The organism is Collinsella sp. An271 (assembly GCF_002159695.1).
Classification (GTDB): Bacteria; Actinomycetota; Coriobacteriia; order Coriobacteriales; family Coriobacteriaceae; genus Collinsella; species Collinsella ihumii.
The window spans coordinates 1-13,575 of record NZ_NFJE01000023.1 but is presented as its reverse complement, the minus strand read 5'-3'; the positions used below and the strand labels follow the sequence as shown (position 1 = coordinate 13,575).

Here is a 13,575-nt window from a genome sequence, read left to right as displayed (position 1 = left end):
AAGGTCCGGGGTCTGAGGGCGCGCGCGTGACGAGACCCGAAAAAGTTGCGTGCGCAGACCCGAAAGAAACGTGTGCTCTTTTCCGAAAGCAAGACTTGACGAAACACACCCGGCGCCCTTCGCGCGCCACGTGCGGACGGACCGCCGGCTGCAGCCGGCGAGCTCGGCGGCCTCGCGGACGCTGAACCCGAGCCGCAGCGCCTCGAGGGCGAGCTCCCTGGTCTCCTTGGGGTACATTCGGACTCCAATCCGGACACCCGCGGGTGTCCAACTTTTTGTCCGCATCCCCGACCCGCTCGGACAGGCCAAAAACCTGCCCGCCAGTGCCACGCACCTCCCGACAAGACCAGATTCGAGGTATTCGGGGCCTTTACCGTATCGCTATTACCTGCCAATAACGACAAAACAGCCAAACCGGACGTCTTCACTTGGCTCAGCTAACAGCAGAACAGAAATTTCTAGCCACTTTTCCCATCTGCTCTAGTAAGCCCCGGGCTTTCTCTCCGTCGCGGTGCTCACACGTCGATTTTTCTTATCACTTTGATATGTATTACAATCATGTTTCTTATTCTGTAATGTGATATATATTCATGGCTCTTCAATACTGTAACATGCTATCTTATTAACTATGTTGATATTAGATGACATACCAAGTATTCGAGGCATACGCCATGACAGACGGATCCATCGCTCTGTCACCTGGCCTGTTGTCGATAAGGCAGAGCAGAAACGAGCGCTTCAGCAAGCCGGCTCATCGCTTGGTGAAATCGACTACGGCCTCCTTGCCCGCCACGGCTTTTGGGACGAGTCCGAGCAAGAGCCTGTACGTCTCCTTGTAAGTAGGCCTCAAGTACGCGTCTTCGACAAAAACGTCCACGTACGCGTTATTGCCGAGCAGCTACCCGCTGGATCGCTGCTCCGCGTGGAGCCTGGATTGTACTGCCTCTCTCCGGGATATGCCGCCATCCGATACCTGGCCGGCAAATCCTTTGCCATGTCCTTCATGCTGCTTATGGAGCTGCTGGGAACCTATACCCTTTCTCCGGACGCAACGATACCGATCGACCGCGGAGGCATCTGGCCCGATTGGAGAGCAGAAGGGCGTTCCAGTAACGAGGAGAACGACCAAGAGGAATCTGAGACAGCAGAACTTGAGGCAGCCGTCATAGAGCAAATCCACAACAAATGCGACCCGGCGCTTACGCCCGCGCAGCTCAAGCGCTTTATCAAGACCGCAACTGGAAATAGAGCCCATCCCTTGCGTCAGGCTGCGAAATACGTTGCAAAAGGATCCCGATCGCCGGCCGAGTCGCTCCTCTATGGAATGTTCTATCTCCCCCATGCGTACGGCGGTTTCAACTGTCGCGCACTGAAAGGCGGCATCATCCTCAATCATCGCATCAACTTCTCTCCGCGCGCGTCACATGTGGCGTCTGGGATGCCGTACGCCATCTGCGATGCATACATCCCCGCAGCGTCGACGGACATGGAGTACAACGGGATCGTCCACGAGCTGGAGAACTCGCGCATTCATGACGACAAGAGGAACAACGGGATGCAGGCAATGGGTATACGCGTCCTAGCCATCAACAGAGAGCAGATGCGCGACATTCCCGCACTTGAAGCCATAGCACAATCCCTCTTCAAGTATGCCCACACAAGGTTCCGTTATCAGATTCAGGGGTATCGTCCGCGGCAAGAGTCATTGCTCAATGGCCTCCGCGCAGCCATCGGCCTGCCGCCGGCATAGCGGTATGGCCCGCCAGATGACTACACTTCTTTGCAAACTGGCTAGAAATTTCTATTTTGCTGTCAGACGACTTGGATGATGGTGTTCACTTTGGCCTATATGTCTATATTGGCTGCTTATGATACGACCATGATGGCCTCAAATGTCGCAAACCCACCCTTGGCAAGAAGATAAGAGACGCCAGCCGCTCGTTTTGGACCCACTCGGGGAGAACCGTAACAGCAGAATAGAAATTTCTAGCCATTTTCTGCGGTGCCGGCGATTCGTTGACAGGTTCACGGGCACTTATCAGTATGTTGGGAACACGCAACACAGGAGGGAAACGCATGGCAGCTGTTCAACCGAAGAAAATCCGCATGGTCGCGGGCCTTGGCAACCCCGGCGAGGAATATGCGCGCACGCGGCATAACGCGGGCTTTTGCGCCATCGACGAGCTGGCCCGCCAGGCAAACGTGACCTACTGGAAAAACCAGTCCGGCGCCGAGGTGGCCTCGATTATGGTCAACGATGCGGACGCCGAGGGCGGCAAGCGCGAGGTCTTGCTGGTCAAGCCCCAGTCCTATATGAACACAAGCGGCGGCCCCATCTCCAAGCTGTGCGCAGCGAACAAGATCTCCCCCGAAGAGCTGCTGGTCATCCATGACGAGCTCGATATCCCCGCAGGCGACGTGCGCGTGAAGATCGGCGGCGGCCATGCGGGGCACAACGGCCTGCGCTCCATCATCGACAAACTCGGAAGCCGCGAGTTCGCCCGCATCCGCGTGGGTATCGGCAACCCCCCGGGGCGCATGCAGGTGGCCGACTTCGTGCTCAAGCAGCTGCGCGCCAAAGAGGCGGAGGATTTCGACGACGCGACGTTCCGCGCGGCGGAGGCGGCAGCGCTCGCCCTCACCCGCGGCGTCGTCTTCGCGCGCGATAACGTCAACGGCAAGCGTTAAGGCCAAGCCTGGTCATTTCGGGCGCGGTGCATATCGGGGACGTACCTGTTGCGTGCATTCATGCACGCAACAGGTACGTCCCCGATATGCACTGGGCCCGAAATGGCACCGCCTTACCGTCTAAACCCACGCAATGCAATTTCGCCGGGCAGGACATTCACGCCGTAATACCGCGCGGTATACTTGAGGTTGTATGCGCGCGGGCGAAAAGCCGCAGCGGATTCGGCCGTCGCGCACGCAGGGTACCCATGGGGTGCTTCCGCTCGCAAGAACACGGCGGCATCCCCGCCTGATAAGAGAGGGGTTCTATGTTCAAGATCCTGAAAAAGACGCAGTTCTCGGAGAAGGTCTTCGAGTTCCGCGTCCACGCCCCGAGGATGGCCAAGCATGCACATGCTGGCCAGTTCCTCATGGTGCGCATCAACGAAACGGGTGAGCGCGTGCCGTTCACCTTCGCCAACTGGAATCCTGAGGAGGGCTGGGTCGAATTCATCTTCATGGTCGTCGGCAAGACGACCGAGTGCCTGTCCAAGCTCGAGGAAGGCGACTACATCCAGGACATCACCGGCCCGCTGGGCAAGCCGACCGAGATCGAGGGCGACCGCGTGGCCGTCATCGGCGGCGGCGTCGGCCTGGCCATCGCCTACCCCGTCGCGCGCATGCTGTGCGAGCAGGGCAAGAAGGTCTACGTCATCATGGGTGCCCGTAACAAGGACCTGCTGATCCTCTTCGAGCAGTTCGCGGCCCTGCCGCTCGAGGAGCTCTTCGTCACGACCGACGACGGCTCCATGGGCGAGAAGGGCGTCGTCACGCTGCCGCTCGCCCGCCTGTGCGAGACCGACGCGATCGACTCCGCCTTCGCCGTGGGCCCCGTGCCGATGATGAAGTTCTCCGCGCGCACCTGCCGCGAGCATAAGATCCCCATCGTCGCGAGCCTGAACCCCATCATGGTCGACGGCACCGGCATGTGCGGCTGCTGCCGCGTCGAGGTCGGCGGCGAGACCATGTTCGCCTGCGTCGACGGCCCTGACTTCAACGCCGATCTCGTCGACTGGGACGACCTCGCCCATCGTCAGGCCAGCTACCGCGCCGAAGAGGCAACTTCCACCAAGCTCTATGAGGAGGAGTGCGCATGCCAGAAGTAAAGTACCGCCCCAACATCGGAGCTCCCCGCACGCCTGCGAACGAGGAGCCCGCTGAGGAGCGCGCTCGCGATTTCCGCCCGGTCGACACGGGCTACACCATCCAGGACGCCGTCGCCGAGGCCAACCGCTGCCTCGACTGCAAAAAGCCCCTGTGCATGGAGGGCTGCCCGGTCGGCGTCCACATCCCGCAGTTCATCGAGAAGATCCGCGAGGAGGACTGGGCCGGCGCGCTGAAGGCCATCAAGGGCGACAACCTGCTCCCCTCCGTCTGCGGCCGCGTCTGCCCGCAGGAGAACCAGTGCGAGGGCAAGTGCATCCTCGGCAAGAAGGGCGAGCCGGTCGCTATCGGCCAGCTCGAGCGCTTCATCGGCGACATGGCCGATGAGGTCGGCGAGGCCCCTGAGTGCAAGCCCGCAAACGGCCACAAGGTCGCCATCGTGGGCTCCGGCCCCTCCGGCATCGCCTGCGCCGGCGAGCTCGCCCGCGAGGGCTTCGAGGTCACCGTGTTCGAGGCGTTCTTCACCGGCGGCGGCGTGCTGACCTACGGCATCCCCGAGTTCCGTCTGCCCAAGGCGATCGTCAAGCGCGAGATCAAGGGCCTCGAGGACCTGGGCGTCCACTTTGAGTACAACTCCGTCGCCGGCCGCCTGTTCGACGCCGAGGAGCTGTTCGAGGAGGGCTACGACGCGCTCTACCTCGCCGTGGGTGCCGGCCTGCCGCGCTTCCTGCATGTCAAGGGCGAGAACCTGCCCGGCGTGTACTGCGCGAACGAGTACCTCACCCGAACGAACCTCATGAGGGCCTACGAGTTCCCCGAGTACGACACCCCCATCCGCCACGGCAAGAACGTCGTGGTCTTCGGCGGCGGCAACGTCGCCATGGACGCCGCCCGCACCGCGCTGCGCCTGGGCGCCGACAAGGTCACGCTCGCCTACCGCCGCACCGAGGCCGAGATGCCCGCGCGTCGCGCCGAGATCCACCACGCCAAGGAAGAGGGCGTCGAGATCCTCGAGCTGTGCAACCCGCTGCGCTTCATGCCCGGTCCGGACGGCTTCGTGTCCACCATCGAGCTCCAGCGCATGGAGCTCGGCGAGCCCGACGCCTCCGGCCGTCGCCGCCCGATCCCCATCGAGGGCTCCGAGTTCGCGATCCCCTGCGACGTGGCGGTCACCGCTATCGGCACGCGCGCCAACCCCTTCGCCAAGCTCTGCGCTGACGTCGAGCTCAACCGTTGGGGCCTCATCGAGACCGATGAGGACGGCCGCACGTCCAACCCCAAGGTCTGGGCCGGCGGCGACATCGTCACCGGTGCCGCGACCGTCATCTTGGCCATGGGCGCCGGCAAGAAGGCCGCCGCTTCCATCAAGAAGACGATTCTCGGCGAGTAAAGACGCCTGGGAACAAAAACGCCTCATAAGCGCACAGGGCGCCCGCCGGCAACAACCGGCGGGCGCCCTTTTTTGGGAAACGTCAATCGATCGACATAAAAAGGGCGGCACCCGTAGGTGCCGCCCGCTTGGTCCTTAGGCCTCGATGGAGACCTCGACCTCCTGAACGGGGACGTCGTAGAACGGATCCTCGCGGCGGCCGAGGAAGTCGCGCGCCTGATCGGGGAACAGGGCGTAGTCGAGCACGTCCTCCTCCGTCTTGGCGTACTGCTTGATCTCCTCGCGGATGCGCGGCAGCTGCGGCTCGATCAGGTCGGCCGGACGGCAGGTGATGGGCTCCTCGTCGCCGATGATCATCTGCTTGACCTCGGGGTCGATGGGCGCCGGGGACTTGCCGTACTGACCGCGGACGTAGTCCTTGATCTCGTTCGGGACGACCTTGTAGCGCGCGCCGGACACGACGTTCATGAGCGCCTGGGAGCCGACCATCTGGGACAGCGGGGTGACCAGCGGCGGATAGCCCAGGTCGGCGCGGACGCGCGGCACCTCGGCGAGCACCTCGTTGTACTTGTCGGACACGCCCAGGTCGGCGAGGTTGGAGATGAGGTTGGACAGCATGCCACCGGGGACCTTGTACAGCAGCGCCTTGGGCTCGACCTCCATGACCTTGGGGTTGAGCTGGCCGATCTCCTTGAAGTGGGCGCGCACGGGCGCGAAGTGCTTGGCGATGGCCTCGAGCGCGTCCAGGTCGAGACCGGTCTCATAGCCCATGCCCTCCAGCGCGATGGCCATGGACTCGGTGCAGGGCTGGGACGTGCCGCCCGCGAACGCGGAGATGGCGGTGTCGATGATGTCGGCGCCGGCCTTGACGGAATTCAGCAGCGTCATCTCGGCGATGCCGGCGGTGCAGTGGGTGTGGACCTCGAGCGGCAGGTCCACGGCGGCCTTGATCTCGCCCACGAGCTCGGAGGCGACGCCCGGCTCGAGGACGCCGGCCATGTCCTTGATGCAGATGGTGTCGGCGCCGGCCTTGGCCATCTCCTTGGCGAGGTTCACGAAATACGGGATCGTGTGCACCTCGCTGGTGGTGTAGCAGATCGCGGCCTGGACCTCGCCGCCGGCCTCCTTGGCGGCGCGGATGGAGGTCTGAAGGTTGCGAACGTCGTTCAGGGCGTCGAAGATGCGCAGCACGTCGATGCCGTTCTCGACGGACTTCTTGACGAACTCCTCGACGATGTCGTCGGCGTAGTTGCGGTAACCCAGCAGGTTCTGGCCGCGCAGCAGCATCTGCAGCTTGGCGTTCTTCACGTGAGCGCGGAAGGTGCGCAGGCGCTCCCACGGATCCTCGTTGAGGTAGCGCAGGCACGAGTCGAACGTCGCGCCGCCCCAGACCTCGAGGGCGTAGTAGCCCGCCTTGTCCATCGTCTCCAGAATCGGCAGCATGTCCTCGATGGGCATGCGGGTCGCGATCTGGCTCTGCTGGCCGTCGCGCAGGACGGTCTCGGTGAACTTGATCTGCTTGCTCATGATTTAGATATAACCCCCTTGGCTTATGATTTCGGCTATTTTCTCCTGCATCTCAAGCACGGTGTGCGCGCGCGAACGGGCACACGCCTTGGCCTCTCCGTCGCAGATGAGACACCTGCGCGGAGCCAGGCCGATCTCGGTCCTCTGCACCGAGAAGAGCGTATCGCCCGTTCGTCCGAGCACATCGAGGTCGGCGAGACGTCCCAGCGGATGGGTCTCCTCAACGGCCGACACGCGCCGCTTGAGCTCAAGCGGCTCGAGCTCCACGAGCATCATCAGCTCGGGGCCGGACACGCCGCCCAAGCTCGTGCGCTCGCGCACGGCAGCGCCGTCGAGCGCGTCCACGGCCTGATCCACCAGCTCGTCGAAGACGCGCTCGAGCACGTCGGACGTCTTGTGCGGACCGGGGATGGACAGCGTGATGGAAAGCAGCGATTCGCCGTCGCGCGCACCGGCGAGCAGCGTGCGCTGCATCGCGGCGCGGCGCTCGCGCGCATCGAGCATATCGGGAAGCTGGGCCTCGGGACCGCAGAACACGCGGCTCACGAGCGCGGATGCCGTCTGGATCCCGTTCGCGGCGTCGCTCATCTTTCCACTCCCCTCATATACATCATGCGCTTGCGCGGCGCAAAGAATCGGCGGGCGCGCCTTGTCGCGAAGGACAAGACGCGCCCGGGTGCCTGCGTGCTTACTTGTCCTTATCGGCCGGGAACATCTTCATGAGCGCCATGGACACCAGGTAGATGATGATCATGACGACGAAGATGCCGCCCCAACCAAGGGCCAGGATCAACAGGGATTCGCTCAGGATAGCGGTAGTCAACGTAGCTCCCCCTTCCTTACATCAGACCGGGGACGATACCCAAGATCAGACCACCGGCGACGACCGATGCGATCTGGCCGGCCACGTTAGAACCGGCTGCTTGCATGAGGATGAAGTTGCCGGGATCCTCTTCGGTGGCAAGACGCTGGATGACGCGGGAGCTCATGGGGAACGCCGAGATGCCGGACGCGCCGATCATGGGGTTGATCTTCTCCTTGCGGAAGATGTTCAGCACCTTGGCGAACATGATGCCGCCCACGGTGTCCATCACGAAGCCCAGAAGACCGAGGCCCATGATGATGAGCGTGTCGACCTGCAGGAACTCGCCGGCCTGCATGCGCACGGACACGCAGAGGCCCAGCAGGATGGAGATGAGGTTCACGAGCTCGTTTTGCGCGGACTTGGACAGGTTGTCCAGCACGCCGCACTCACGCAGCAGGTTACCGAACATCAGGAAGCCGACCAGCGGCAGCGAAGCGGGCGCGATCAGGCCAGCGACGATGCAGATGACGACCGGGAAGATGATCTTTGCGGTCTGCGAAACCGAGCCCGGCTTGTAGACCATGCGGATCTGGCGCTCCTTCTTGGTGGTCACGGCCTTGATGGCGATCGGCTGGATGATGGGCACGAGTGCCATGTAGGAGTAGGCCGCCACCATGATGGCGCCGAGGTATTTGGATTGCAGCGAGTTCGCCACGAAAATCGACGTGGGGCCGTCTGCCGCAGCAATGATGCCGGCGGAGGCGGAGTCTGCCAGGTTGAAGCCGAGCAGGCCGGCGACGATGATGACGAAGAAGATGCCGAACTGGGCGGCAGCGCCGAACAGCAGCAAAAACGGGCTTGCCAGAAGCGGGCCGAAGTCGATCATGGCGCCGATGCCGATGAACAGCAGCAGCGGGAACAGCTCGGTGTCGATGCCCATGTCGAACAGGATCTGGAACGGGCCGGGCTCTCCGCCGAAAGCGAGCACGCCGGAGTCGGGAATGTTCACCAGGATGGTGCCCAGACCCATCGGCACGAGCAGGGTCGGCTCGTATTCCTTCTTGATGCCCAGGTACATGAGCACGATGCCGACGAGCATCATGACGAGGCGGCCGGGCTCCGCAGCGAGCCCAAGCACGCCCGCAGTAAGCACGTCAACTGCGGTAGACAGAATTTCCAATGGTCAATCCTCCTATAGATACGATGTGCGCGGGAGTTCGCGCACCCAGGTGCTGCCGTCTTAGGCGATGCTGAACAGCTCGTCGCCGGGGTTCACCATGTCGCCCTTGGCGACCGCGATGGACGCGATCTTGCCGTCGGACTCGGCGATGATCTGGTTCTCCATCTTCATGGCCTCGAGCACCATGACGACCGTACCGTTGGAGACGGCGTCGCCCACGTTGAGCTTGATGTCAACGATCTTGCCGGGCATCGGGGCGGTCTGGACCTTGGCGCCGGCGGGAGCGCTGGCGGTCGCGGCGGCAGGCGCGGCGGCGGGCTCGGGAGCCGGGGCAGGAGCCGGAGCGGCTGCAGGTGCGGGAGCAGCCACGGGAGCGGCTACGGCGTCAGCGGGAGTGGGGGTCGGCGCGCCGATCTCCTCCATCTCCACCATGTACTGGGTCCCGTCGATCGAGATCTTGAATTTGCGAAGCATGGTCCTCCTCCAATTACTTTTTCTTGTAGACACCCTTGACTACGAACTGGCTGTTTTCCAAAGCGCCGGCGGCGATCGACGAAGCGATGCACGATACGAGCCGGTGCTCGGGGTTCACGACGCTGACGCGGCGTACCACCATCTGGCTGTCGGGGCGATCCCCGGCTGCGATGGCCGTGGCGGCAACGATGACCGGACGATGCTCGGATGCGTCGACCGGCAGGAACGCGGGAACGGGTTCCCACTCCTCCTTGGGCGCCGCTGGCGCGGCGGGCGCCGGCGCGGGCGCTGATGCGGGAGCGGACGACACCGCGCTGGGTTCGTCGTTTTTGCGCCTCAACCAATCAAAGAAGCCCATATATTCACTTCCCCTCGGTTTTTCCTCGGCAATCAGTGGCTGATTGCCCATTCAGACGTGCCGTGCCTCATTACAGTACCAACTTTATATGCGCGCTTGTACCGCTGATTGCACTTTCGTTGTTCACAGTGCCCGATACGTGCGCTTTTGTCTCTATCACCCCAAACTACCTCCCGTTTTCAACCACTTCATTCTACGAGCGGGAGCCGGCCTCCCTGCGTTTACCGTGGTTTTTCTCTGCCCTCTCACCGGCGAACGGTAGGGTTGGCGGAGTGAACGGTATCCGCTCTCCAGCTGCGTTTTTGGAGTTTTGCGTCCATGCGCTTTGACCTGCGGAGTTTATATTTATGCAGGTACCGGCTGTTTTTCTGATGTTCCTTCTACCAATCCTCAACAAAGCGCACGCGCAAAAACCGTTAATTTGCTAACGAGCACACGGTGCGCGCCGCTGGTTTTTTTGCACGTCGCAGCTGCGTACGCCGTACCTGTATCTGTCGGTCTTAATAGGAAAAGGAAAAGGGAAAGGGAAGGGTGAAGTTATGGTTATAACCATCCTCGGCTGGCTCATGATCGCGGTCTTCATGTTCGTGGTCATGACCAAGAAGCTCTCGCCGTTGGTCTCGCTGTGCACGATCCCGCTGGTGTTCGCGCTCATCATGCTGATCGCCACCGGCAACATCAGCCAGTGGACGCTGCTCGGCGACTGGGTCATGAACGGCCTGGGCACCACCGCGAACACGGGCATCCTGCTTCTGTTCGCCATTCTGTACTTCTCGATCATGCTTGATGCCGGTCTGTTCGACCCCATCACCAAGAAGATGATCCAGTTCGCCAAGGGCGACCCCATGAAGGTCCTCATCGCGACCGCGGTCGTGGCGGCTGCCATCTCCATGAACGGTGACGGCACCACCACCACGCTCGTGTGCTGCGCCGCCTTCCTGCCGATCTACGAGAAGCTCGGCATGAAGAAGATGAACCTCGCCGTCCTGGTCATCCTCCAGAACACGGTCATGAACCTGCTGCCCTGGGGCGGCCCCACGGCCCGCGCCATGGCGGTCACCAACGTCGGCGGCGACATCCTGTCCTACCTCCTGCCCGGCATGATCATTTCCGTCATCTTCAACATCGTGGTCGTTGCCCGCTACATGGGTAAGAAGGAGCGCGCTCGCCTGGGCGTCAAGGACTTCTCGCAGGCTGAGATCGACGAGCTGTGCGCCATCGACGACCCCGAGACCATCGAGCTCCGTCGTCCCCAGAACTGGGCCTTCAACGCCATCATGACCATCGTGCTCATCGCTTGGCTGGTCGCCGGTTCCTTCATCGAGGCCATCTCGCTGCCCAACCAGATGCTGTTCATGCTCGGCACCATCATCGCCCTGCTCGTGAACTACCCCAAGATCAAGGACCAGAACGCTCGTATCGGCGCCAACGGCGGCGACGCGGTGCAGGTCGTCATCCTGATCTTCGGCGCCGGCATCTTCATGGGCCTGTTCCAGGGCGACTCTGAGCTCGGTCTGTCCATGTCCGACGCGGTCGCGCAGTCGCTGATCGCCATCATCCCGCAGCAGCTCGCCGGCTTCTGGGGCCTCATCGTCTGCCTCATCTCCGCGCCCGGCACGTTCTTCATCTCGAACGACGGCTTCTACTTCGGCGTCATGCCCGCCATCGCCGAGGCTGGCTACGCCTACGGCTTCACCGGTCTGCAGATGGCCCTCGCCTCCCTCATGGGTCAGGCCTTCCACCTGCTCTCCCCGCTGACCGCCTTCATCTACCTGCTCCTGCGTCTTACCGGCCAGGATCTGGGCGAGTGGCAGCGCGCCGCGGGCAAGTGGGCCGCGTGCATCTTCGTGATCTTCGTCATCACGATCATGGCCACGGGCGCCATCCCGCTGTACATCCCGCAGGGCTAATGCCCGCTTGGGTCCACGCGTAAATCGGGTCCCTCTTTCCAAAGCCGCGACCGCCTCGGTGGTCGCGGCTTTCTTCATATCGCGCCGCCGGGCAATCCATTCGTCTACGGAGCCGTTGTCGCCGGCAACCAGTCCTGTCTCGCACGATTGGCCGTGTTAGTGCGTGTATACTTGTTCAGGAACAATTCGATTAATGCGCAGGAGGTTGGCATGGACACCGAACACTTGATGCTCACCCTGTGCGAGTTTCTCGATCTTTCCAAAAACGCGCCGCTCAAAGACGTGTTGTTCGACGCGTTCAAGCAGGCAATCACCTTAGGGCGCATTCCTGCGGGCACCGCCATCAACGAGAAGCAGCTCGCTCAGTCGCTCCACATCAGCCGCACGCCCATCCGCGCCGCACTCGATCAGCTTGCCACCGATCGCCTCGTCGATCGCAAGCCCGGCAGCGGCGTGACGGTACGCGGCATCAGCAAGCACGACGCCGACGAGGTCTACGAGATCCGCGTCGTCCTCGAGATTCTTGCCACCACCAAGGCCGCGCGCAACATGAACGAAGACGACTTCGAGGATTTGCGCCGCCTGCTCGAGAAGGGGCAACGTCTGAACGCGGCCAACGACGTGGAGGGCGTCGTGCACAACTGGGATGAATTCAACCAGTTCATCTTCAAGAAAGCCGACAGCCCGCGCCTGCAGAGCATCATCGAGCCGCTTCAGGCCTACACCCGCTATTTCCGCAACGTCTCCGCCCGCCCCGAGGTACGCCGCAACGAGGCCATGCAGGAGCATTGGGGCATCTACCTCGCCATGCGGTTCGGCCCTGAAAAGAAGATCGAGCAGGTCGTTCGCACCCACCTGAAGAACTCCTACGGTGTGGTCAACGAAGAAATGATGGACTGTGGCATCAGATAACAACGTGAACGCGCGAGCCTGCGGGCTCGCGCGCCTTGCCGAGGCCTCCCTTGTCGCCGAGGCCCGACTGACCCCGAAGCCCGGCCTGGTGGACTGTGCGACCACCGGTGCCCATACCGACATGGACCTTTCGACGTTCATGGCGAGCGCCCGTGCCTTGGGGCCGCTTTTTGCCGAATACGTTGCCGCCGGATCCGAGCTGGGCCCCGTCGACCCCGCCGCGCTTGCCGACGCCGTGCGCCGCATCGGCGTCCGTGCCGAGACGGCGATGTTTGCCGCGACGGATGGGGTCAACACGCACAAGGGCGCCAACTTCACCTTCGCGCTCGTGCTCGGCGCGGTCGGCGCGCTCGGTGTCGATGTGCCCGCGGACGGCATATCCGCACTCGATGAGAGCAGTACAGGAGAGGTGCTCGACCTCGTCTCCCGCATGGGGGCGGGGCTGCTCGACCATGACGTGCGCGCGCTTCACGAACGTGTCTCGGCCTCCGACGGGTCCGTCGAGCTCTCCCATGGCGAGGCGCTGCTGCTCGCCCGCGGCATGCAGGGCGTGCGCGGCGAGGCGGCCCAAGGGTACCCCCAGCTCGCGCAGACGCTGCTCCCCTACCTCCGCTCGCAACGATCCGACCGGCACGCGCCGGGAGGTGCGCGGATCGTGCTGCTTCGCGCGCTCGTGAAGCTCATGGCGGAGCTCGAGGACACCAACGTGGTCCATCGCGGCGGCCCCGATGCGCTCGTGTCGCACCGCGCGTTCTGCCGTGCACTTGACGAGCGGGACGTGTCGGATGACGAGCTGATTCGTACGCTTGCCGCCTACGATCGCGAGCTCATCCGTACGAACGTCAGCCCCGGAGGGGCCGCGGACCTGCTGTCGCTCGGTATCTTCTTCTCCCTGCTTGAGGGCCTCTTCACACTCGACGATATCTCATACTAGACGGGTTGGTCGGAACGAACCCGTCCCCAAACAACCCGTCCCCGTCCAAAAAAGAACCGGGCCCCCGGCAGCAGGTGCTGTCGGGGGCCCGGCGCATATGCGCGGAAAAGCTGTCGCCACCAGGAAGCGCTACTCGAAGGTGTAGGGCTTGATCTGGCGGATGACGTCGAGGATGGTGCCGTCGCGCGCCTCGACGATGGCGACGACCTTGTCCTCCCACTGCAGCGGGTCGGGCTCGCCCACGATGGAGTAGG

General features: G+C 62.8%; 14 protein-coding genes. 7 read left to right on the top strand and 7 right to left on the bottom strand.

The window, feature by feature from the left end; all coding sequences use genetic code 11:
* Window positions 1–237, bottom strand: a 237-nt coding sequence (locus B5F74_RS11920; RefSeq protein WP_162607726.1) for a helix-turn-helix domain-containing protein, incomplete at its 3' end; no start/stop codon positions are given.
* A 697-nt stretch (window positions 238–934) separates the two neighbouring features.
* Between B5F74_RS11920 and B5F74_RS11915 the strand changes: the two genes are divergently transcribed.
* The 4 genes from B5F74_RS11915 to gltA all read left to right on the top strand — a co-directional run bounded on the left by B5F74_RS11915 (window position 935) and on the right by gltA (window position 5,221).
* Window positions 935–1,750, top strand: coding sequence for a hypothetical protein (locus B5F74_RS11915; RefSeq protein ID WP_087202760.1), 816 nt, complete (start codon window positions 935–937; stop codon window positions 1,748–1,750).
* Between the two features lie 326 nt (window positions 1,751–2,076).
* Entirely contained in the window at window positions 2,077–2,688 is a 612-nt protein-coding gene (gene pth / locus B5F74_RS11910) for an aminoacyl-tRNA hydrolase (protein ID WP_204212596.1), read from the top strand.
* Window positions 2,689–2,996: 308 nt separating this feature from the next.
* The gene (locus tag B5F74_RS11905; RefSeq protein ID WP_066830501.1) at window positions 2,997–3,833 is read left to right on the top strand and encodes a sulfide/dihydroorotate dehydrogenase-like FAD/NAD-binding protein; all 837 of its coding nucleotides are present in this window, start codon (window positions 2,997–2,999) and stop codon (window positions 3,831–3,833) included.
* Window positions 3,821–5,221 carry an NADPH-dependent glutamate synthase gene (gene gltA / locus B5F74_RS11900; protein WP_066830504.1) on the top strand — a complete coding sequence of 467 codons (1,401 nt, stop codon included), beginning with the start codon at window positions 3,821–3,823 and terminating at the stop codon, window positions 5,219–5,221. The genes B5F74_RS11905 and gltA overlap by 13 nt, the downstream gene beginning before the upstream one ends.
* A 135-nt stretch (window positions 5,222–5,356) precedes the next feature.
* Here the strand turns inward: gltA and B5F74_RS11895 are convergent, their stop codons facing one another.
* The 6 genes from B5F74_RS11895 to B5F74_RS11875 form a co-directional block, all read right to left on the bottom strand.
* Entirely contained in the window at window positions 5,357–6,748 is a 1,392-nt protein-coding gene (locus tag B5F74_RS11895; protein WP_087202755.1) for an oxaloacetate decarboxylase subunit alpha, read from the bottom strand.
* 3 nt (window positions 6,749–6,751) lie between these two features.
* A complete protein-coding gene (citX, locus tag B5F74_RS11890) occupies window positions 6,752–7,336 on the bottom strand; it encodes a citrate lyase holo-[acyl-carrier protein] synthase (RefSeq protein WP_087202753.1) in 585 nt (194 codons plus the stop codon).
* 100 nt (window positions 7,337–7,436) lie between these two features.
* Window positions 7,437–7,571: an OadG-related small transporter subunit gene (locus B5F74_RS12735; RefSeq protein WP_255375126.1), complete on the bottom strand. Its 135-nt coding sequence runs from the start codon at window positions 7,569–7,571 to the stop codon at window positions 7,437–7,439.
* 16 nt (window positions 7,572–7,587) lie between these two features.
* On the bottom strand, window positions 7,588–8,733 hold the full coding sequence (locus tag B5F74_RS11885; protein WP_229254180.1) for a sodium ion-translocating decarboxylase subunit beta: 1,146 nt from the start codon (window positions 8,731–8,733) through the stop codon (window positions 7,588–7,590).
* A gap of 60 nt (window positions 8,734–8,793) precedes the next feature.
* The gene (locus B5F74_RS11880; RefSeq protein WP_087202751.1) at window positions 8,794–9,207 is read right to left on the bottom strand and encodes a biotin/lipoyl-containing protein; all 414 of its coding nucleotides are present in this window, start codon (window positions 9,205–9,207) and stop codon (window positions 8,794–8,796) included.
* Window positions 9,208–9,220: 13 nt separating this feature from the next.
* Window positions 9,221–9,616 carry a hypothetical protein gene (locus tag B5F74_RS11875; RefSeq protein ID WP_239283481.1) on the bottom strand — a complete coding sequence of 132 codons (396 nt, stop codon included), beginning with the start codon at window positions 9,614–9,616 and terminating at the stop codon, window positions 9,221–9,223.
* Window positions 9,617–10,104: 488 nt separating this feature from the next.
* Between B5F74_RS11875 and B5F74_RS11870 the strand changes: the two genes are divergently transcribed.
* From B5F74_RS11870 to B5F74_RS11860, 3 genes are all read left to right on the top strand, one after another.
* Complete coding sequence (locus tag B5F74_RS11870) at window positions 10,105–11,475, top strand: citrate:proton symporter (protein WP_087202747.1); 1,371 nt, start codon at window positions 10,105–10,107, stop codon at window positions 11,473–11,475.
* 210 nt (window positions 11,476–11,685) lie between these two features.
* A complete protein-coding gene (locus B5F74_RS11865; RefSeq protein ID WP_087202744.1) occupies window positions 11,686–12,387 on the top strand; it encodes a GntR family transcriptional regulator in 702 nt (233 codons plus the stop codon).
* Window positions 12,374–13,321, top strand: a complete 948-nt coding sequence (locus tag B5F74_RS11860) for a triphosphoribosyl-dephospho-CoA synthase (RefSeq protein WP_087202742.1) — start codon at window positions 12,374–12,376, stop codon at window positions 13,319–13,321. The genes B5F74_RS11865 and B5F74_RS11860 overlap by 14 nt, the downstream gene beginning before the upstream one ends.
* The last annotated feature ends 254 nt before the right edge of the window (window positions 13,322–13,575 follow it).

Excerpts from the sequence above, each read along its gene's own strand:
- B5F74_RS11880 (WP_087202751.1), bottom strand. The coding sequence starts at position 9,207 with ATGCTTCGCAAATTCAAGATCTCGATCGACGGGACCCAGTACATGGTG.
- gltA (WP_066830504.1), top strand. The coding sequence starts at position 3,821 with ATGCCAGAAGTAAAGTACCGCCCCAACATCGGAGCTCCCCGCACGCCT.
- B5F74_RS11870 (WP_087202747.1), top strand. The coding sequence starts at position 10,105 with ATGGTTATAACCATCCTCGGCTGGCTCATGATCGCGGTCTTCATGTTC.
- citX (WP_087202753.1), bottom strand. The coding sequence starts at position 7,336 with ATGAGCGACGCCGCGAACGGGATCCAGACGGCATCCGCGCTCGTGAGC.
- pth (WP_204212596.1), top strand. The coding sequence starts at position 2,077 with ATGGCAGCTGTTCAACCGAAGAAAATCCGCATGGTCGCGGGCCTTGGC.
- B5F74_RS11895 (WP_087202755.1), bottom strand. The coding sequence starts at position 6,748 with ATGAGCAAGCAGATCAAGTTCACCGAGACCGTCCTGCGCGACGGCCAG.
- B5F74_RS11875 (WP_239283481.1), bottom strand. The coding sequence starts at position 9,616 with ATGGGCAATCAGCCACTGATTGCCGAGGAAAAACCGAGGGGAAGTGAA.
- B5F74_RS11865 (WP_087202744.1), top strand. The coding sequence starts at position 11,686 with ATGGACACCGAACACTTGATGCTCACCCTGTGCGAGTTTCTCGATCTT.
- B5F74_RS11905 (WP_066830501.1), top strand. The coding sequence starts at position 2,997 with ATGTTCAAGATCCTGAAAAAGACGCAGTTCTCGGAGAAGGTCTTCGAG.